Source organism: Micromonospora sp. CA-249363, from assembly GCF_050950185.1.
GTDB lineage: Bacteria > Actinomycetota > Actinomycetes > Mycobacteriales > Micromonosporaceae > Micromonospora.
This window is the reverse complement of sequence record NZ_CP192020.1, coordinates 4481187-4499325: the sequence shown is the minus strand read 5'-3', so window position 1 is coordinate 4499325 and position 18139 is coordinate 4481187. Positions and strand designations below refer to the sequence as shown.

The following is an 18139-nucleotide window of genomic DNA, read 5'->3' as shown; positions in this document are numbered from 1 at the left end:
CAACTGCCTCCGCAGCCGTCGCAGACGCCGATCCGTGTGGGGGCGGCGAGCTGGGGTGCCAGGTTCTGCCGGATCCGAGGCAGGTGCGACGGTCGGCCAGGCGGCGCAGAGCATCGGCGTCGGGTGGGACGAGGTCGATTGCCCGGTCGAGGGGTGTACCGAGGTCGGGCCACAGGGCGTCGAGCGCCACCGCGCTGACGACATGGTTGGGGAAGCCGTCGAGGACAAAGCCGTCGGCAACGTCATGTCGGGTGTGGCGGCCGCGGACGGCTGACTACTGTGCTGTATCAAGCTGTCCCGCTTTGTGCCTGTCGAACAGATCTATGAGCAATGGATAGCGATTGATCATCTCACGGAGATCTTGCTCGGTAATCGGCGCGTCAAACACACGAGTGCTGTGGAACCAGCTTCCTCGATCGAACAGCCCAATACGAAGCTTTCGGGAGGCGAACTCCTCTCCCGTCGACGTGCGTCCCTCCCAGCAGTACTCTGCAAGGGCCCCTTCGACCATGCCTCCCGTGCTGGGAAGGTGCCAGACCTGCTGGTCATACGCCTTGATCCGGCACGGCAGTTCCGGGCCGGTGATGCCCAGCAAGGAAAAGTCTCTAGGAAATATCAGGACGGACACACGCCGAGCCTTGAGAGAGCCATCATTGGGCAACTGAAACAACATCCTCAACTTCAACTCGGCGATCGTCAGGTCGTCTGGTCCGTTCGCTAGTACGAGATTAAAACCGCCGCCGTCTTCAAGGTCGCGGGCGACGAGCCTCACCTGCTGAAGCCTGCCGGATCGTTCAGCGACCCATCGTGCGAGGCGGTAGTTGGCTACAAACGATGCGATCGAGAATCCCAAGGCGGCCACCGAGACAGCGATGGAAATCCACTGTGCCGGGGTGAGGTCAGCTGACGACATCCCTGGATGTTAATTCAAGTCAGCAAACCATCAGATACGGGAACTCGCGACGTGCAGCCTCGTCTGAGGCTCCGTCTGACGCAGCGCCCCTGCGGGATGGATGGCAGGAGGGCCTGACCTGCCGGGAACCCTCTAGCCGTTGCTGCAGTGCACCTGAGAACCGTTGTCCTGCAGGTACTCGTCCCAGACCCAGCCGTACCTGTTCGTCGCCGTTCGCAGGTAAGTCCAGGTTCCAGTCTCTCCAATGACGAAGCAATGGTAGTCGACGGTGTTGGCGGTCGTGGCGGTTCCGATAACGTCGCAAGACCAGTCCGGCCCATTGCGAAGAGAGACGCTCCGCAGGAAATACTTTCCGTAAGGGCTGCTGTCGACGTCGGGCCCACTGACGCCACATGGCAATGCCATCGCCGGTGTCGAGTATCCGACCACCGACAAGCCGACTGCCGTGACCGTTAGCGCCATGGACTGAGCGATTCTACGCCGCATCACGTTAACCCTTCCCTGGACTGCGCCGGTAGCCTCATCGGAATGACGTCGGCGAAATGCTGGGTCAGCAATAGCTTGATGGTGTCGCAACGGGCAGGTCAACTGCCGAACGTGTCCTGAACTGTTCGCCTTTGTTCGAGCAGGCCAGAGCCCGAACAGGGAGGACTTTGGCGGCCGGCGCCCCACGGTGCGCGCCGAGGTCCACTGCGGCGCGCACCGTGTGCGTTTCTGGTTGTGGTCTATCAGCGGATGAACTGCGGCACCACGTCGGCGAGTGCACGGTCGAGGATTTCCAGGCCCAGGTCCAGCTCGGCGTGGGTGGAGGTGAGCGCCGGCGCGATACGGAAGACGCCTCCCATGCCGGGCAGCTGGACCACGTTCATGTGCAGGCCCAGCTCCAGGCAACGCCCTGTCACTGCGGCGCCGAGCGCGTCGGCCGGCCGTTTCGACTCCTGGTCGCTGACCAGCTCGAGCCCGATCAGCAGCCCCCGCCCTCGTACGTCGCCGATCACCGGGTGCCGTCGGCTGAGTTCCTGAAGGCCCTTGCTCAGGTACGAGCCCAGTTGCGCCGCCTGTTCGTCGAGCCGGTCGGCCTCCAGCACGTCCAGGACCGTGTTGCCGACCGCGGCCACCAACGGGTCCGAGACGTGCGTGGTGAAGAACAGGAAGCCACGCTCGTGCGCGGTCTGCTCGATCTCCGGGCTGGTCACCACGGCGGCCAGCGGCAGGCCGGCGCCGAGCGTCTTGGACAGGGTCAGGATGTCCGGCACGACGCCGTCGCGCTGGAACGCGTACCACTCTCCCGTGCGGCACAGACCGGTCTGCGCCTCGTCGAGGATCAACAGCCCACCCCGCTCGTGCACCTTGTCGCGCAGCGCCAGGAGGTATCCCGGCGGTAGGTCGATCACTCCGCCGGAGCTGAGGATCGGTTCCACGATGCACGCCGCCAGGCTGCCCACCGACTGGGCGTCGAACAGCTCGAACGCGAACTCCAGCTGACGCCGCCAGTCCAGCTCGCCGCTGGGAGAGGTGAAGTCGGGCCGGTACGCGTTCGGCGTGGGGATGGCGAAGTTCCCGGGCGCCGCGGGCCCGTACCCCTTGCGCCCCCAGCTGTAGGTGGCGCTCGCCGCGGCCTGCGTCATCCCGTGCCAGGACCGGGCGAACGAGATGACTTCGTGCCGGCCGGTGACCAGCTTCGCCATGCGGATCGCCGCCTCGTTGGACTCCGCGCCGGTGGTGAGCAGCAGGACCTTGTCCAGCGGCGCAGGCAGCGAGCCCGCGAGGCGGCGTGCCAGCTCGACCACGGGCCGGCTCAGCATGCCACTGAACAGGTGGTCGAGAGTGGCTGCCTGCCGCTGGATCGTGGCCACGACGGCCGGGTGGGAGTGGCCGAGGATTGCGCTCATCTGCCCCGACGTGAAGTCGAGCAGGCGGCGGCCGTCGGCGGTGAAGACGAAACTGCCCTCAGCGCGGTCGATGATCTCGCGGACGAAACTGCCCGCGCCGATGTAGCGGACCAGGTGACGGTCGGCGTCGGACCAGAACGAATCAGCCATGGACCGACGCTAGGCAGCCCGAACAGACACGTCCATCGCACATTTCCGCTGTCGCTGTTAAGCAGAGCCGTACAGTCGGCGGTCATGACACTGAATCCGTGGCGGCTGCGCCTGCTCGCCGACCTGGCGACCTACGGCACCGTCCGGGCCGTTGCGCAGCGCGGCAACCTGAGCCCGTCGGCGGTGTCGCAGCAGCTGACCACGCTCGAACGGGAGACCCGGACCGCGCTGCTGGAACGCACCGGGCGGCGGGTGCGGCTCACGGCGGCCGGAATGTTGCTCGCCGGCCGGGCTCGGGAGATCCTCGCAGCGATGGACGCAGCCGAGGCGGAGCTGCGCCGCCTGGCCGACGAGCCGGCTGGCACGGTCACCGTGGCCGCGTTCCAGAGTGCGGTGCAGGCCCTCGCCGAACCGGCACTTGTCCGTCTCGCGGCCCGCCACCCGGACGTCAGCGTGGTGTTGCTGGAGCTGGAGCCGCACGAGAGCATGCCGGCGCTGCGCCGCGGCGACGTCGATCTGATCATCACGACGGCCGACTTCGCCGGCGCCGAGCTCTCTCCGGAGATCCACCTGGTGCCGCTCGCGACCGACCCGATCGTGCTCGTGCTGCCCCCGGAGCATCCGCTGACCAGCGCCGAGTCGGTCGCACTCGAGGCGTGCGCGCAGCAGCGCTGGACGTTCGACGTCGCCGGCTCCTACATGTCCGAGCTGTCCACCCGGCTGTGCCGGGAGGCTGGCTTCGAGCCCGTGGTGATCTGTCGGTTCAACAACTACATGCTGGCGCTGCAGCACGTGGAGAACGGCCGCTCGATCACCATGCTGCCGAAGCTGGCGGTGGACCCGCGATATCGGGTGGTGACCCGACCGCTGAGCCCGCCGCTGACCCGGCGCATCACTGCCGGGGTCCGGCGACCGGCCGCGTCACGCCCCGAGGTGACGGCCGTGCTCAATGCCCTGAGAGCTGGTGACTGACCCGGGCCGGACCGTCGGTCGGGCAGAGTCCTCGCCTGCCCGACCGGCGGTGCGCCCGCGCCTTCGATGAAGGGAACGGCGCCGGCCAGCATGACGGCGACGGGCTGGACCAGTTCGGGCACGTCGCCACGAGGTCGCGGCCGCCCTGAACGGATCCACGGCGGTCTTGCCCTTCGCCCATCAGCGAGGGCGGGGGAGGACCATCGAGTTCCGAGGTGGCGCGACGACCCGTGCGTGGCGATACTCGCCAGCATGGACAAGCCCCGTACGGAGTTGGGCCGGGACCTGGCGCACGCGCTACGGACCGGCCCGTTCTCGGCGGCTCTCCATCTCGCCATCGAGGATCGTGGACTGAAGCTGGAGGAGATACAGGAACGGCTGTCGGCGGCGGGGGTCAGCGTCAGTCTGACCACGTTGAGCTACTGGCGACGGGGTCGTAGCCGTCCGGAACGCCCGGAGTCGCTCCGGGCGGTGCGGCTGCTGGAGAAGATCCTCGCTCTGCCGCCCGAGTCGTTGATCGTGCAGCTCGGGCCGCGCCGGCCTCGCGGCCGGTGGTTGAGTCAGCCACCGGGGACGATCGAGATCGACCGCCTGTTCCACGACCGCACCGGACTGGCGAGGATGATCGCCGAGGTCGACCGCTGGCACTACCACGAGCTGACCCGGCTCAGTCTGCACGATCTGTACCAGGTCGGCGTCCGTCGCCAGGAGATCAGTCTCGCCTGCCGTCAGGTGCTGCGGGCCAACACCGACCGGGTCTCGCGGACGGTGGGCATTTTCCGCACCGACGACCCGGCCGCGTCGACCCGGATCGAGGCGGTACGCAACTGCCGGATCGGCCGGGTCCGCTCCGATCCCGGCTCGGGCCTACTGGTCGCGGAGATCGTCTTCGACCGCATGCTGGCCCAGGGCGACTCGGTCGTCGTCGAGTACGAGTTCCACAGCGACTCGCAGCGCCCCACGGACAACTATTACCGGGCCTTCTCGACGCGGGTGGGGGAGTACGTGCTCCAGGTGCAGTTCGACCACGACGCGGTTCCGGCCCGTTGCCACCGTTTCGAGCGCCGTGGTCTGGACGCGCCCGACCAGGGTGTCTGGGAGGCGTGGATCGGCTCCACCCATGGCGCTCACCTGATCGCCTCCGACATCCCGCCCGGGATCGTGGGCATGCGCTGGGAGTGGGAGTGAACGGCCCGGTGGCACCGCCCACTCCCACTCAGGTGCCGGTCAGCCGACGGTGACCGTCACGTCGTCGAGCACGAAGCTGGTCTGGTACGACCAGTCCTCGACGCCGGTGAACGTGAGCGCAGCGGTCCGGCCGGCGTAACCGGTAAGGGGGACCACCTTCTCCACGTACCCGTTGGTGCGGTCGAGGTTGGAGTAGCGCGCCACGGTGGCGCCGCCGAAGGTGACGGTCAGATTGTCGTACGCCAGGTTCTCGTACTCCGCGGTGGTGATCCGGATCCAGAAGCGCAGGGTCGCGGTCGTGCACCCCGCCGGGATCGTCACCTGCTGCGAGACGGTGTCGGTCTGCACCGTGCCGCCGCCGTTCAACCACGCGTTGCGGCTGCCGGTGCGGGCCGGCTGTGCCGCCCACGTGCCGATGACGTTCGCCGTGGCGGTCCACGGTGTGGTGCCGTTCTCGAAGCCCGGGTTGCCGAGCACCTGAGCTGGCGTGCAGCCACCGCCCCCGCCGGTCACCGTCCAGCGGAACGTCGTGGTGGCGGTGCGCGACGCGGCGTCGGTGAGCGTCACGGTCACCGTCCAGGTCCCCGCCGCCGTGGTGGTGCCGGTGATCCGTCCGGTCGTGCTGCCGATCGACAACCCGGCCGGCAGCCCGGACGCGGTCCACGTGTAGGGCGTGGTGCCGCCGCTGCCACGAAGCTGCAGGTCGGCTGCCTGACCGACGGTCGAGGTCTGGTCGCCCGGTCCGGTCACCGTCGGGGCGCCGGGCTCGGGGTCGGTGCCGCCGAGGAAGCCGGTGTGAAGCAGGACGTTCGGTGATCCGCTGCCCGCGCTCGTGATCTTGCCGGTCGTGCCGTTCTCCACCAACGCGGTCCGCACCTGGGCGGGCGTGGCGGACGGGTTCGCCCCGAGGTAGAGCGCTGCCGCGCCGGCCACATGCGGCGAGGCCATCGAGGTCCCGGTCATCGTCGCGCTGCCGGTGTTGCTGGAGTAGGAGGCGGAGACGATGCTGGTGCCGGGGGCGAACAGATCGAGGCAGGAGCCGTAGTTGCTGCTGCTGTTGCGGCCGTCGGAGCTGGTGCTGTTGCCGACCGTGACGGCTGCGGCGACCGCCTGCGGGCTGTAGTAGCAGGCGTCGTCGGACGAGTTGCCGGCCGCCTGCACGAACTGCACGCCAGAACCGATCAGGTTGGTGACCGCGCTGTCCATCGCCTGGCTGGAGCACCGGCTGCCACAACCGATGCTGTAGTTGACCACCGCCGGTCTCTGCGCGTTGGCGCGGACCCAGTTGATCCCGGCGATCAGGTCGTCGTTCGTCCCGCTGCCCTGGCAGTTGAGCACGCGTACCGACACCACCGCCGCCTTCTTCGCGACACCGTACGTGCTGCCCACGGCCGTACCCGCCACGTGCGTGCCGTGCCCGTGACAGTCCTGCGGGGTGCTGTCGCCGTCGACGATGTCCGTGCCCTGCCGGACCCGGCCGGTGAACTCCGTGTGGTTGGCGTTGATGCCGGTGTCCAGGACGTAGACGGTGACGCCCTGGCCGGCACCGGACGGGTAGGTGAAGGAGCGGTCCAGCGGCAGGCTCCGCTGGTCGATCCGGTCGTCGCCCCAGTTCGGCGGGTTGCTCTGGGTGTCCGAGACCTGGATGCGTTGTACCTGTTCGACCGCGGCGACGGCCGGATCAGCGGCCAGGCGTGCGGCCTGGCTGGCGGACATGTCGGCCGAGAAGCCGGTCAGCGCGGAGCCGTACACGTGGCGGGTCCGGGCGCCGAAGCGGCCGGTCAGCTCGCGGGCACGGTCGTCCAGCACCGTGCGGGCGAGGCCGGTGTCCTTCAGGGTCACGATGTAGCGGCCGGCCACCGCGGTCGGGGTGTCCGCGTTCCGGATGACGCCGGTCGGATCCGCCTGGGCGGGGCCTCCGACGCCGACGATGGCCAGCGCCATGCCGAGCGTGAGACCGGCGGCGACGAGTCGTAGCGACACGGGTGATCTCCTCCTCCAGATACCGCCCCTGGGTGTCGCGTCCGGACGACGGCGAGACCGGGAGGGGTACGCGGAAAAGGTAGGAGCGGATGCGTCGACAGCGACAGATCGGTTAACAGCCATCGATGAGTTGCACGGTCAAAACTGTTTATGGGCGCTGCCGCTGCGGCACCGAGCCCTGCGCCACCGCTTCGGTCAGCGCAGTTCGCGGAAGAACTCAGTGAGGTCGGTGGCGAGGAGTTCCGGCTGCTCGTGGGCGGCGAAGTGTCCGCCACGCGGCATGGTCGTGTAGCGGGTGAGGTGGTAGCTACGCTCCACCCAGCTACGCGGGGGCTGGCTCAGGTCGAACGGGAAGACGGCGATTGCGGTCGGCACCTCCACCCGCTGCCACGAGTCGCGGGCGAACAGGTGGTGTTCGAGGTAGGGCCGGAACGACGTGGCGATCGTGTTGGTGAACCAGTAGAGACTGACGTGCGTGAGCAGCTCGTCGTCGGTGAACGCGGCGGACAGGTCACCACCGCAGTCGGTCCAGGCCCGGTACTTCTCGACGATCCACGCCAGCAGACCGGCGGGCGAGTCGCTCAGCGCGTGAGCCAGAGTCGTCGGCCTGGTCTGCTGCTGGTGCTCGTAGCCGCCCTCTTCGGCGTACCACTGCGCCATGTGCGCGACGTGAGCCCTCTCCTCGGGGCTGAGCTGCTCGCCCTCTGCGATCGGCGGGTTCATCGCGGCCAGCACGTGCCCGCCGACCACCGACTCCGGATGGGCCGCGGCGAGTCGGCTACTGACGCCAGCGCCGAGGTCGCCGCCGTGCGCGCCGTAGTGCTCGTACCCGAGGACGTCACGCATCAAGGTGTGCCACAGTTCGTGCGTGGGCGGCTCGGCGGGCCACCCCGGCCTCGGCTCGGAGAACGCGAAACCGGGCAGTGAGGGGATCACGACGTCGAACGCATCGGCGGGGTCGCCGCCGTAGCGGCTGGGGTTGGCGAGCCGGTCGCCGAGTTGGGTCAGCTCCAGGAACGTGCTGGGCCAGCCGTGGGTGAGCACGATCGGCATCGGTCGTGGGCCTTCGCCGCGCAACCGCACCAGGTGTACGCGTGCGCCGTCGATCGAGACGGTGAACTGCGGGAGGGCGTTGATGGCGGCTTCCTGGGCGCGCCAGTCGAAGCCGTCAGCCCAGTAGCGCGCCAGGCGTGCCACGGTGGCCGGATCGCTGCCGGCCGACCAGCCGGGCGCGGGGATCGGCCCTCTTCCGGTCCGGGCCGGCGGGGTTGACCCAGGAGCTGCGCCAGCGTGGTCTGCTCAGCGCTCACGGCGTGGTCGGGGCGGCCGCCATTGTGGCCGGGCTCAACCTCCACCACTGCTGGCCGCCGTGCAGGTATCCAGCCCGTCGCGGCGGCCCAGCTTCGCTACGCTGCGATGCCGTTCGTCACCTCTGCCACGCCGTGCTCCTCGGCTGCCCGCCGCACCAGTCGGAGACCGTCGAGGCCTGGAAGCCGATGGATACGCTCATCGATCTGGTCAACGACCGTCGCACCAGAAGCGCCGCCGAGCAGGTAGCCAATCAGATGCGTTGTCTCGGCCCGGGGCATCACCCCGGAGCCGACCGGTGCCCAGAACCTGCGCAACGCGAATCGGGTCAGCCGCCGGGCACGCGCCGACCGAAGTAGCCGGTCCCGAGCCTGCGTCGCGTAGAAGGCGATGTGCCGTGATTCCTGCCGCATGATGCGACCCAGCACGTCGGAGAGGATGGGGTGCTGCTCACGCTCTGCGAGTCGGGAGTAGCCGGCGTGGGTGGACCATTCGTTGACCGCACCCCAGGTCATGTGAACGGCCACGAAGTCGACGCCGACGAGGTTGGCGGCGAGCGCCTGCTGGATGGGCGCCCAGCGGTCGCGCCAGCCGAGCCCGGCCCGGACGGCGGCGATGTGCGCGTTGCCCGTCGGGATGTCGTGGGCGTCGAGGACCTTTGCCAGCACCTCGCCGTGCCAGTACTCCTCGTACGCCCACATGGTCAGGAACGTGGTGACCTCCGGGTCGGCGTGCGACGGGGTGACAAGCAGATCCCGCAGGTAGCAGACGGTGTGGCTCTCGATGTCGCACATGTACCGCAGACAACGCAGCGCCGCCGGCGAGAGCGGACGGTCTCGGAAGCCGCCGTAGTCGACGTCACCATCGTCGATCTTGGCAGCGGCGTGCTTGTAGTGGTCAAGGTCAAAGGCCATGCCTGTTCTTCGGCGCGGGCCGCTCCGTGGACTGCTCACGACCTCAACAGATGAGCGGCTTGCTGCCCGGCCGGAAATATCCGGTCCGGCGCCCATCCGGCGACCGTCACGCCACGAATCCCTCCTGACCGTACGTGAGTACCAACGCCGTATCTCGGCGGAGACGGAGATGTGTTGTGAGACTGTCCCGAGCCCTGCTCGCCCTCCCTGCGGCCGCACTGGTCCTCGCGTTCCCGGGCGTCGCGCACGCCGACGAGAGCGTGCAGGTCCAGTTGCAGGACCTCAACGAGACCGGGGCGACCGGCACCGCGACGTTGACCGCGACGAGCGGCGGCGACCTGAAGGTCATGATCCGGTCGAAGGGCATGACGCCGAACTCGCCGCACGCCCAGCACGTGCACGGCGCGGCCAACGGCATGGACTTCCACTGCCCGGACAAGTCCGCCGACACCAACGGCAACGGCTACGTCAGCACCGAAGAGGGGCTGAAGATGTACGGGGACATCTTCATCTCGCTGACCACCACCGGCGATACGACCAAGGCCAGCGGACTGGCGGTGGATCGGATGCCGAAGGCCGACGCGCAGGGCAACCTCAGCTACGAGCGCACCATCCCTGCCGCCGAGCTACCCAAGGGCACCATCGCGCACCTCAAGGACCTGCATGTCGTGCAGCACGGCATCGACGCCAACAAGAACGGCAAGTACGACATGGAGGCGCTCGGCGAGTCGACGTTCGCCAAGTCGATCGGCGTCAACGGGATCCCCGCCGAGGCCACCGACCCCGCGACGTGCGGCATGGTCAGCGGTGCGGCCGCCGGCTCCGTACCCGCAGGTGGTGTCGCCACCGGTGACGGCAGCACCTCCGGTGGATCGCCGATGATGGCGTACACCGTGGGTGGTCTGGCGTTGCTCGGCGCCGCCGGTGCGGTCGTCGCGCGCCGCCGGCTCGCCGGCGAGCGCTGAGGCGAGGGCGTGTCCATGACAGACACCGGCGATGCACACGTGCCGGCCGGCCACCGCCGGGGGCGCCTCGCGCTCCTGGCGGTGGCCGGCATTCTCACCGCGACGGCGGCCGTGACGATCGGTTTCGCGGTCGCCGACCCGGGTGGCGACCCACCACGACCCGACGCGTCCGCCTCGGCACCGGCCGGGAACGCGTCGCCGGTCCCGGCGACCAGGCCGGGGGAGTTGACCTCGGGCCCGCTGATGGTCGATTCACCGCCGGTGCGGGTGTCGATCCCTTCACTGAAGGCCGCCGCGGCGACGGTCGCCCTGGGCCTGCAGGCGGACGGTGCGATGCAGGTGCCGGACAGCGCCACCGACGTGGGCTGGTTCACCAAGGCGCCGACGCCCGGTGCGCTCGGCCCGGCTGTGCTGGCCGGCCACGTCAACTGGAAGGGTCACCGAGGGACGTTCTTCGACCTCGCCAGGCTCAAGGTCGGGGCCGCGGTCACGGTCGACCGGCAGGACGGCAGCACCGCGATGTTCACCGTCACCAAGGTCGAGCAGTACCCGAAGGACCGCTTTCCCACCGACGAGGTCTACGGGTCGACCGACCACGCGGCGCTGCGTCTGATCACCTGTGGTGGGGAGTTCGATGACAGCACGCAGCACTACCGCGACAACGTCATCGTCTACGCGCGCCTCGCGCACGCTCATTCCGCGTGATGCGCAACGTCGGGCTCGGGTGTCGCGTCGTCGCGTCCCCGAAGAGCCCATCCGCGCGGTGGACCGCTCCGAATCACTCACATGGATGACGCGCTGCTCGCCGGCCGGTACCGCAAGCTCCGGCCTGTTGCTGACACCGCCACGCCGGGGCGCGTGTGGCTGGCTCGCGACGAGCTGCTCGGCCGGGACGTCGCGCTGAAGCGGATCGCGGTGCCGGGGTGGGCGAGCGACGCGGAACGGTCCCGGTTGCACGAGCGAACGCTGGCCGAGGTTCGTGGGCTGGCCGGGCTGGACCATCCGGGCGTGATGGGGATGTGGGACGTGCTGAGCGCCGACGGGTACCTGTGGCTCGTCATGGAGCACGTGCCCTCCCGGTCGCTGTCGGAGGTGGTTGCCGCCGACGGCCCGCTGGCGCCGGCCGAGGTGGCGAGGGTCGGGCTGCATCTGCTCGCCGCACTGGGTGCGGCACACGGGATGGGAGTGGTGCATCGCGAGCTCTGTCCGCAGAACGTGCTGCTCGTCGACGACGGGAGGGTCATGCTCGGCGGGTTCGGCTTGTCGATCTTCGACAGCCACAGTCCGGCGACCGTCGGCGCGGCGAGCCTGTCGAGGATCCAGTACGTCGCGCCGGAGCGTGCTCGCGATGGCAGGGCCACCCCGGCCTCCGACCTGTGGGCGCTCGGCGCGACTCTCTACCTGGCCGCCGAGGGCCGCGCACCGTGGACCCGGGCCTCGACGCTGGCCACGCTCTCCGCCCTGGCCACCGAGGCGCCGGACCGGATGAGCGTCCTGCCGCTCGAACCGGCGATCACCGGTCTTCTGCTGCGCAATCCCCGTCAGCGTCTGGCCGTGCAGGAGGCCCGCGCCCTGCTGGAGCAGGTTGCCGCGGCGACCGTACCGATCGAGCCCGTGCCCCGGGCGAGGCGCTGGTGGCGGATGTCGACCCAGCCGCCGCGGCGGTCGCGAACCGCCGCGCCGACGGTCCCGATGGCCGAGGATGCGATCGACACCGCGGTCATCACGACCAGGGCGTCGACAACCCGCGATCGGACGACCGGCTGGGCGTTCGTCGGCGCCGTGTCGGGCCTGCTGTCGGTCGTGGTCGTCGTCGTCACCGCAGCCGGCGCCCTGAGCAACGGCCTGTTCCGCCGGGACAGCGTGCCGGCGATCGAGGCGGGCGGCGCGGCGGCCGGCACTGTCGAATCGACCGACGCCCCGCCGCCCGCCCACCCGTGCTTGGACGACGACGCCTCCGGCGACGCCGAGCCTCTGCGGGAGCCCACGGGACCGCCTCCGTACGCCCTGCCGGGCGGATGGTCGTGGCATCAGGACCCTGCCGGCTTTCTGCTGGCGGTGCCCGAGGGATGGCTTCGGCACAGCGAGGGGGAAATTGTCTGCCTCCGCGACCCTGCCGAGGTGCGGGCCGTCGCCGTCGACCCCGCCGCCGAAGCGTCACCCATACCGTCGAGGCGGTGGGAGGCGGAGGAGCGCGACGTGCTGACAACCGGGGCGCTGCCCGGCTACCGGAGGATCAGCATCGGGCCGGTCATCCGCCCAGGTGGCGCGGCGGAGTGGGAGTACACCTGCGAGCAGGCCGACGGTACGCGGCTGCACGCCCGCCGACTGCTGGTCAATGACAGCAGGATCCGCGCCTACAGCCTGTCCTGGATCACCCAGGACAGGCTGTGGGAGGCGAACGAGCCCATCCAACGGCTGGCGCTCGCAAGCTTCCGCCTCGATTGACGCGGGGGGTCATCGGCCAGACGTACCCACTGATCGGCGCGCAACCCCAGGGCGCTGGGGCGTGGCAAGGCGACGCCTTGGCCGGCGATGACCACCGCCCGCCAAGACGCCCTTCCTGTGCCGGCCGGTCACTGTCGCAGGAACAAGCTGAGATCAAGGACCACGTGGCCGTTGAAACCGCCAGTCGGTTGAGCCTCGCCGGTGAGGAGGTCGACTCGGTAGATCCGGCTGCCGGCGATGCCGTTGAGCACGGCGTAGGCGTTGTTGGCCACGGCGCGGCCACCACGAAGAGAGCTGTGGATGTCGAAGCCTGCCTGGAGGTTCGCGTTGACTCCGAGTGAGCCGGTGGCGGCCAGCTGCCCGGAGTTGGCGGGCGATTGCAGCGCGACCTGGTCCAGGGCGGTGTCGATGTCGAACAGGGTCGTGGCGGTGGTGGGGTCGAGGTCGTTGTTGGTGTAGGCCGCGCCCGTGACGCCGACGGCGGCGGTGGCCGGCGGGTAGGTGAGAGGGCCGTCGACGAGCGTCGTGCCTCCGGGGTTGATGTTGTGGCGCAGGTTCTGGCCGGTGTCGCTGATGATTCGGAGTCGGTCGGCGGCGGGGTTGAAGTCGACGCCGAACGCCGTCCCGTTGAGAGCGACGGTCAGTTGACTGACCTTTGTAGCCGCGGCGGTGCGGGTGCTCAGGGCGTAGATGCCGCCGGTGTTGCCGACGCCGTAGAGGTTCCCGTCCTGGACGCGGAAGTCGATGCCGATGAGGGTTTCGCTGCCGGGCAGGTCGACGGGTCCGATGGTGCAGGCCAGGGCGGGGCGATTGGCCGCGAATTTGATCAGTTGCTGATCGGCGGTGAGGCCGATGGCGACGAGGCCGTTGCGCCCGCCTACGTTCAGTAGGTCCCACAGCGGTGTGCAGGCGCCGGTGCGCAACGACGGTAGGCCCTGAGACGGGATCCCGTGTGTCGTGCTGTGGCTCGGTGGGGCGGCGGCGACCGGTGTCGAGGTGATCCCGACGGTGGTGACCACCATCGTGGCGGCGCAGAGCAGCCCTCGGCGAAGCGTACGGTGCATGAGAGGCACTTCCTTGATCAGAGGCACCGACGGGCTCCTCGGCGGAATCCGACGCCTTACCGGCGGTGGTGCAGGGATGAATTCCCTGGTCAGAGCCTATGGACGGTTCAACTCCGGTGCCTGTCGGGATTCATACTTTCCTCCGTCTTTCGCACCTTCTGCACAGAGCAATTCACCGACGGAGCTCTACCTGGCGCCGACGCGGCCAGCTCTCGTGTCGAGTCCTGTCCGGGAGGTGGTCCTCGCGGACGTGGAGGTCTTCAGCCGCGCGTGCGACCCGGTGCCTCAGCGGGCGGGGGAGCGGGGCCAGAGGATCTCGTCGGCGGCGTCCTCGGCCGCCTGCAGGACCCGGAGGATGTTCCGGCCGGTCAGTTTCTCCAGGTCGGCCTGTGACCAGCCGCGCTGCCCGAGTTCATTCAGCAGCCGCGGGTAGCCGGACACGTCCTCGAGGCCGATCGGCTGGCGATCGCAACCGTCGTAGTCGCCCCCGAGTCCGACGTGGTCGATCCCGGCGATCGCGCGAACGTGGTCGACGTGGTCGGCGACCTGGGCGATGGTGGCCTCCGGCCGGGGATGCGCCGTCAGCCAGGCCCGGAAGGGTTCAGGGGCGTCGGTCGGGACGCCGGGCAGTCCGAAGGCAGACGACGCGGGTGCGGCGGGAAGGGACGACGGCAGTTGTTCGCCGGGGCGCGGCGCGCGCGTCCATTCGTCCTGGGCCGGTGACAGGCCCAGCCGTTGCCACTGCTCGGTCGCCGCCGCGAGCCACTCGGCGACCTGGCCGGAGACGAACGGCGGCGCGAAGCAGACCATGCACACGCCGCCGTTGTCCCCTAGTCGGACAAGGACGTCGTCGGGCACGTTGCGGCTGTGCTCGGTGAGCTGCCTGGCCGACGAGTGGCTGAAGATCACCGGAGCGGTGGCGACGGCCAGGGCCGCGCGCATCGTCGTTTCCGCCACGTGCGACAGGTCGACGAGCACTCCGATGCGCTGCATCTCGGCGACGATCGCACGGCCCTCGTCGTTCAGGCCACCGACGCCGGGCCGGTCGGTCGCCGAGTCGGCCCAGGAGGTGTTGTGGTTGTGGGTCAGGGTCACGTAGCGCACCCCCAGCCGGGCGAAGGAGCGCAGCACCCCGAGCGAGGAGGCCAGGCTGTGTCCGCCCTCGATGCCGATCAGAGAGGCGATCCTGCCGGCACTCAGGGCCTGCTCCACGTCTCGCGCCGAATACGCGATCGCCAACTCGTCCGGATACTCGGCGGTCAGGCGGTACACGGCGTCGACCTGCTCCATGGTCGCCACGACCGCGTCCGGTTCGCTGAGGTCCGACGGCACGTACACGGACCAGAACTGCCCACCCACCCCACCGGCGCGCAGCCGGGTCAGGTCGGTCTGCAACTCGGGCCGCTCCTGCAGGCCGGTCACCCGATAGCCGCTCCGTGCCCGCAACGCCAGCGGCAGGTCGTTGTGCCCGTCGATCACCGGCATGGCACGCAGAGCGGCGTCGACCACGGACATCTGATCAGCTCCTCACCGTTGGCTGTTCGGCGACGTCGACCGGGTCACGGCTGACCCGGTGGCTCGCGTGCCAGCAACCATCGTGCCGCCGGAAGCCACAGGTGTCTTCGTGCGGTGCGACGAGACCGGGCCGCGATTCCTGTCCACCCTTCCACCACCTCGCACCCAGCGGTCGCTGTCGTCGCCGACGACGAATCGGCAGGCGTCGTGTTGTCGGGGGCACCGAAGACAACCGGGCGCGGCGCTCGGCAGTCTTGCCGGACACGTAGGTGGGTGGAGGCGGCGCGATGAAGGCTCTTGGGTTGACGGCGGTGCTCGGCGCGGCCGTTCTGACGATGAGTGCGTGTGGTGGCGGTTCCGGCGACAGCGGCGGAACCAGCCTGGTCAACGGCAAGACCTTCGTCATGGCTCTGCCTGGCGACCCGGGAAACCTCGATCCACATTTCACCTCCCTGTCGGTCACCGGCCAGGTCGGCCGATTCCTGTACGACTCGCTGCTCGGGTTCGCTCCGGACGGGCGGTTGCTCCCGGGTCTCGCCGCGTCGTGGGAGTCGGCGGGCACCACGGCGACATTCACGCTGCGCAAGAACGTCACCTGCTCCGACGGCAGCGCGCTGACCGCGAGCACCGTGGCCGCGAACATCAACTTTGTCGGCGACGTCAAGAACGGCTCGACGCGGATCGGCACCTACGTCCCGGCCGGCGCCAGAGCCACGGCGGACGACAGCGCGGGAACCGTCGCCGTGACGGTGCCCGCCCCGGACGCGTTCCTGGACCGCAATCTGGGCGGCCTGCCGATCGTCTGCGACAGCGGGCTCACGGACCGCGCCAAGCTCAAGCAGAACGCCCTGGGCTCCGGCATGTTCACGCTCACCGAGGCGGTTCCCGACGACCACTACACGCTGACCCGGCGCAAGGAATACGCGTGGGGGCCCGGCGATTTCAAGGCGGACCAGGCCGGGCTGCCCGACAAAGTGGTCCTTCGGGTCGTCGCGAACGAGGCCACCGCCGCCAACCTGATGCTCTCCGGCGAGGTGAACGCGGCCCGCTTCACCGGGCCGGACGGCCAGCGGTTGCAGGGCGCCGCGTACCTCAAGCGCGACATCATGGCGCCGACCGGCGAGATGTGGTTCAACCAGAAGCCCGGCCTGCCCACCGCGGCGCTGGAGGTGCGCCGAGCGCTGGTGCAGGCCCTCGACCTCGCCCAGCTTCGGCAGGTGTTCGCGAGCGGGCGCGGCGGCCCGCCGACCGGGCTGGTCGTCCCCGCCACCAGCCCCTGCAGGCAGGACACCGTCACCGGTAACCTTCCGACGTTCGACGCCGCTGGGGCGAAGACGGCCGTGGCCGCGGCCTCGAACGGCAAGCCCGTCAAGCTGACCGTCGCGTTCGACACGTCGTCCGGTCCGGGTGCGCAGGCCGCGGCCGAGCTCGTGCAGCAACAGTGGGCCGCCGCCGGCGTACAGGCGGAGCTGAAGTCGGTGACCGAGACGCAGATCGGTCAGATCGCGTCCGGCCAGTTCGCCTGGGACGTGGCGATGTTCCCGATCGGCGTGTCACTGCCCAGTCAGTTGGTGCCGTTCTTCTCCGGTCCCACGCCCCCGAACGGCAGCAACTTCGCCAGTGTCCGCAACGACGCCTACGTGGCCGCGGTGACCGCCGCCGCCAGGACCCCCGGTGACGGCGGATGCGATCAGTGGGCCGCGGCGGAGAAGGCTCTGCTGCAGCACCTCGACCTGGTGCCGTTCGCCAACTCCAACGTGCCGGTGTACGCCCGGGGATCGCAGTTGGACCTCTCGACGGGCGACGTCGACCCGACGTCCATCCGGATGCTCGGCTGAGGATCACCAGCGTGACCGCGACGACCGTGACCGCCCTGGCCGAGAACCAGTGGATCCGGTTCGCGCTGCGCCGCTCCGGAAGACTGCTGCTGTCACTGTGGGTCCTGGTCAGCGCCGCGTTCCTCATGATCCATGCGCTGCCCGGCGACCCGGTCCGGGCGGCGTTGGGCCCCACCGCTCCGAGCGCACTGGTCGAGCAGCGGCGTGCGCAGATGGGCTTGGACGACCCGCTCGCGCTGCAGTACGTGCACTTTCTCGGCCGTCTGTTCAGCGGGGACCTGGGTACGTCGATGACCTCGGGCCTGCCGGTGGCCGACGTCATCGGGGACCGGATCGTCTCCACCGTCACGATGGCGGCGCTGGCGTTCTCCGTGGCTCTGCTCGTCGCCATACCGCTGGGGCTGGTGATGGCGGTGCTGGCCCGAAGTGGGCGTCGCGCAGCCGACGGGCTCTTCACCTCGGCCGGCATCGTGGCCGCCACCATCCCGGAGTTCCTCCTGGCGGTCGGCCTGGTGTTCGTGTTCGGCGTGCAGCTCGGCTGGGCGCCGGTGGCCGGACGATCCGGGGCCGGCTCCTACGTGCTGCCCGTGGTGGCACTGGCCGTCGGGCCGGCGTTCGTGCTGGCCCGCATCATCCGCGTGGAACTGCTGACCGTGCTGCACGCCGACTACATCCGTACGGCCCGGGCGAAGCGGTTGCCGCCGTGGTTGCTCTACCTGCGGCACGCGCTGCCGAACGCCCTGACTGCTGCCCTGACCATCGGCGGCCTCCTGTTGGGCTCACTGGTGGCCGGGACCGTGCTGGTGGAGAACATCTTCGCGTGGCCGGGACTGGGCGGCACGATCGTCCAGTCCATTCTCGCCAAGGACTATCCGACCGTGCAGGGCGTGGTCCTCGTCTACGGGGCCGGCGTGCTGCTGGTCAACCTCGCCGTCGACGTGGTCCTCGCCGTGCTCGACCCGCGCTCCGCGATCCGGGAGGGCTGAACC

At 69.6% G+C, this 18139-nt stretch carries 15 protein-coding genes; 8 read left to right on the top strand and 7 right to left on the bottom strand.

Annotated features, from left to right (window positions below):
* Positions 1-55 precede the first annotated feature (55 nt).
* Positions 56-274: a hypothetical protein gene (locus tag ACQPZK_RS20335; protein ID WP_433534524.1), complete on the top strand. Its 219-nt coding sequence runs from the start codon at positions 56-58 to the stop codon at positions 272-274.
* Here ACQPZK_RS20335 and ACQPZK_RS20330 read toward each other — a convergent pair whose 3' ends face one another.
* The gene (locus ACQPZK_RS20330; RefSeq protein ID WP_433534523.1) at positions 275-913 is read right to left on the bottom strand and encodes a hypothetical protein; all 639 of its coding nucleotides are present in this window, start codon (positions 911-913) and stop codon (positions 275-277) included.
* A gap of 728 nt (positions 914-1641) precedes the next feature.
* Positions 1642-2955 carry an aspartate aminotransferase family protein gene (locus ACQPZK_RS20325; RefSeq protein ID WP_433534522.1) on the bottom strand — a complete coding sequence of 438 codons (1314 nt, stop codon included), beginning with the start codon at positions 2953-2955 and terminating at the stop codon, positions 1642-1644.
* An 84-nt stretch (positions 2956-3039) separates the two neighbouring features.
* Here ACQPZK_RS20325 and ACQPZK_RS20320 point away from each other — a divergent pair, with 84 nt between their 5' ends.
* A complete protein-coding gene (locus ACQPZK_RS20320) occupies positions 3040-3927 on the top strand; it encodes a LysR family transcriptional regulator (RefSeq protein WP_433534521.1) in 888 nt (295 codons plus the stop codon).
* A gap of 252 nt (positions 3928-4179) precedes the next feature.
* Complete coding sequence (locus tag ACQPZK_RS20315; protein ID WP_433534520.1) at positions 4180-5115, top strand: helix-turn-helix domain-containing protein; 936 nt, start codon at positions 4180-4182, stop codon at positions 5113-5115.
* A gap of 39 nt (positions 5116-5154) precedes the next feature.
* Here the strand turns inward: ACQPZK_RS20315 and ACQPZK_RS20310 are convergent, their stop codons facing one another.
* The 3 genes from ACQPZK_RS20310 to ACQPZK_RS20300 all read right to left on the bottom strand — a co-directional run bounded on the left by ACQPZK_RS20310 (position 5155) and on the right by ACQPZK_RS20300 (position 9416).
* Positions 5155-7098: a S8 family serine peptidase gene (locus ACQPZK_RS20310; RefSeq protein ID WP_433534519.1), complete on the bottom strand. Its 1944-nt coding sequence runs from the start codon at positions 7096-7098 to the stop codon at positions 5155-5157.
* A gap of 195 nt (positions 7099-7293) precedes the next feature.
* Positions 7294-8295 carry an epoxide hydrolase gene (locus ACQPZK_RS20305; protein ID WP_433534518.1) on the bottom strand — a complete coding sequence of 334 codons (1002 nt, stop codon included), beginning with the start codon at positions 8293-8295 and terminating at the stop codon, positions 7294-7296.
* A 209-nt stretch (positions 8296-8504) separates the two neighbouring features.
* On the bottom strand, positions 8505-9416 hold the full coding sequence (locus tag ACQPZK_RS20300; RefSeq protein ID WP_433534517.1) for a hypothetical protein: 912 nt from the start codon (positions 9414-9416) through the stop codon (positions 8505-8507).
* A gap of 80 nt (positions 9417-9496) precedes the next feature.
* Between ACQPZK_RS20300 and ACQPZK_RS20295 the strand changes: the two genes are divergently transcribed.
* The 3 genes from ACQPZK_RS20295 to ACQPZK_RS20285 all read left to right on the top strand — a co-directional run bounded on the left by ACQPZK_RS20295 (position 9497) and on the right by ACQPZK_RS20285 (position 12733).
* The gene (locus tag ACQPZK_RS20295; protein WP_433534516.1) at positions 9497-10285 is read left to right on the top strand and encodes a hypothetical protein; all 789 of its coding nucleotides are present in this window, start codon (positions 9497-9499) and stop codon (positions 10283-10285) included.
* Between the two features lie 15 nt (positions 10286-10300).
* Complete coding sequence (locus ACQPZK_RS20290; RefSeq protein ID WP_433539252.1) at positions 10301-10990, top strand: class F sortase; 690 nt, start codon at positions 10301-10303, stop codon at positions 10988-10990.
* A gap of 81 nt (positions 10991-11071) precedes the next feature.
* The gene (locus tag ACQPZK_RS20285) at positions 11072-12733 is read left to right on the top strand and encodes a serine/threonine-protein kinase (protein WP_433534515.1); all 1662 of its coding nucleotides are present in this window, start codon (positions 11072-11074) and stop codon (positions 12731-12733) included.
* Positions 12734-12861: 128 nt separating this feature from the next.
* Here ACQPZK_RS20285 and ACQPZK_RS20280 read toward each other — a convergent pair whose 3' ends face one another.
* Both ACQPZK_RS20280 and ACQPZK_RS20275 read right to left on the bottom strand, forming a co-directional pair.
* Positions 12862-13797, bottom strand: a complete 936-nt coding sequence (locus tag ACQPZK_RS20280) for a DUF4394 domain-containing protein (protein WP_433534514.1) — start codon at positions 13795-13797, stop codon at positions 12862-12864.
* Positions 13798-14082: 285 nt separating this feature from the next.
* Positions 14083-15312: a dipeptidase gene (locus tag ACQPZK_RS20275; RefSeq protein ID WP_433534513.1), complete on the bottom strand. Its 1230-nt coding sequence runs from the start codon at positions 15310-15312 to the stop codon at positions 14083-14085.
* A 287-nt stretch (positions 15313-15599) separates the two neighbouring features.
* Between ACQPZK_RS20275 and ACQPZK_RS20270 the strand changes: the two genes are divergently transcribed.
* On the top strand, positions 15600-17150 hold the full coding sequence (locus tag ACQPZK_RS20270; protein ID WP_433534512.1) for an ABC transporter substrate-binding protein: 1551 nt from the start codon (positions 15600-15602) through the stop codon (positions 17148-17150).
* Between the two features lie 11 nt (positions 17151-17161).
* On the top strand, positions 17162-18136 hold the full coding sequence (locus tag ACQPZK_RS20265; protein ID WP_433534511.1) for an ABC transporter permease: 975 nt from the start codon (positions 17162-17164) through the stop codon (positions 18134-18136).
* Positions 18137-18139 lie beyond the last annotated feature (3 nt).

What these genes read in the sequence shown, in the direction of transcription:
- ACQPZK_RS20275 (WP_433534513.1), bottom strand. Translation starts at nt 15,312, where the DNA reads ATGTCCGTGGTCGACGCCGCTCTGCGTGCCATGCCGGTGATCGACGGG.
- ACQPZK_RS20325 (WP_433534522.1), bottom strand. Translation starts at nt 2,955, where the DNA reads ATGGCTGATTCGTTCTGGTCCGACGCCGACCGTCACCTGGTCCGCTAC.
- ACQPZK_RS20280 (WP_433534514.1), bottom strand. Translation starts at nt 13,797, where the DNA reads ATGCACCGTACGCTTCGCCGAGGGCTGCTCTGCGCCGCCACGATGGTG.
- ACQPZK_RS20300 (WP_433534517.1), bottom strand. Translation starts at nt 9,416, where the DNA reads ATGGGCGCCGGACCGGATATTTCCGGCCGGGCAGCAAGCCGCTCATCT.
- ACQPZK_RS20330 (WP_433534523.1), bottom strand. Translation starts at nt 913, where the DNA reads ATGTCGTCAGCTGACCTCACCCCGGCACAGTGGATTTCCATCGCTGTC.
- ACQPZK_RS20320 (WP_433534521.1), top strand. Translation starts at nt 3,040, where the DNA reads ATGACACTGAATCCGTGGCGGCTGCGCCTGCTCGCCGACCTGGCGACC.
- ACQPZK_RS20285 (WP_433534515.1), top strand. Translation starts at nt 11,072, where the DNA reads ATGGATGACGCGCTGCTCGCCGGCCGGTACCGCAAGCTCCGGCCTGTT.
- ACQPZK_RS20290 (WP_433539252.1), top strand. Translation starts at nt 10,301, where the DNA reads ATGACAGACACCGGCGATGCACACGTGCCGGCCGGCCACCGCCGGGGG.
- ACQPZK_RS20315 (WP_433534520.1), top strand. Translation starts at nt 4,180, where the DNA reads ATGGACAAGCCCCGTACGGAGTTGGGCCGGGACCTGGCGCACGCGCTA.
- ACQPZK_RS20270 (WP_433534512.1), top strand. Translation starts at nt 15,600, where the DNA reads ATGAAGGCTCTTGGGTTGACGGCGGTGCTCGGCGCGGCCGTTCTGACG.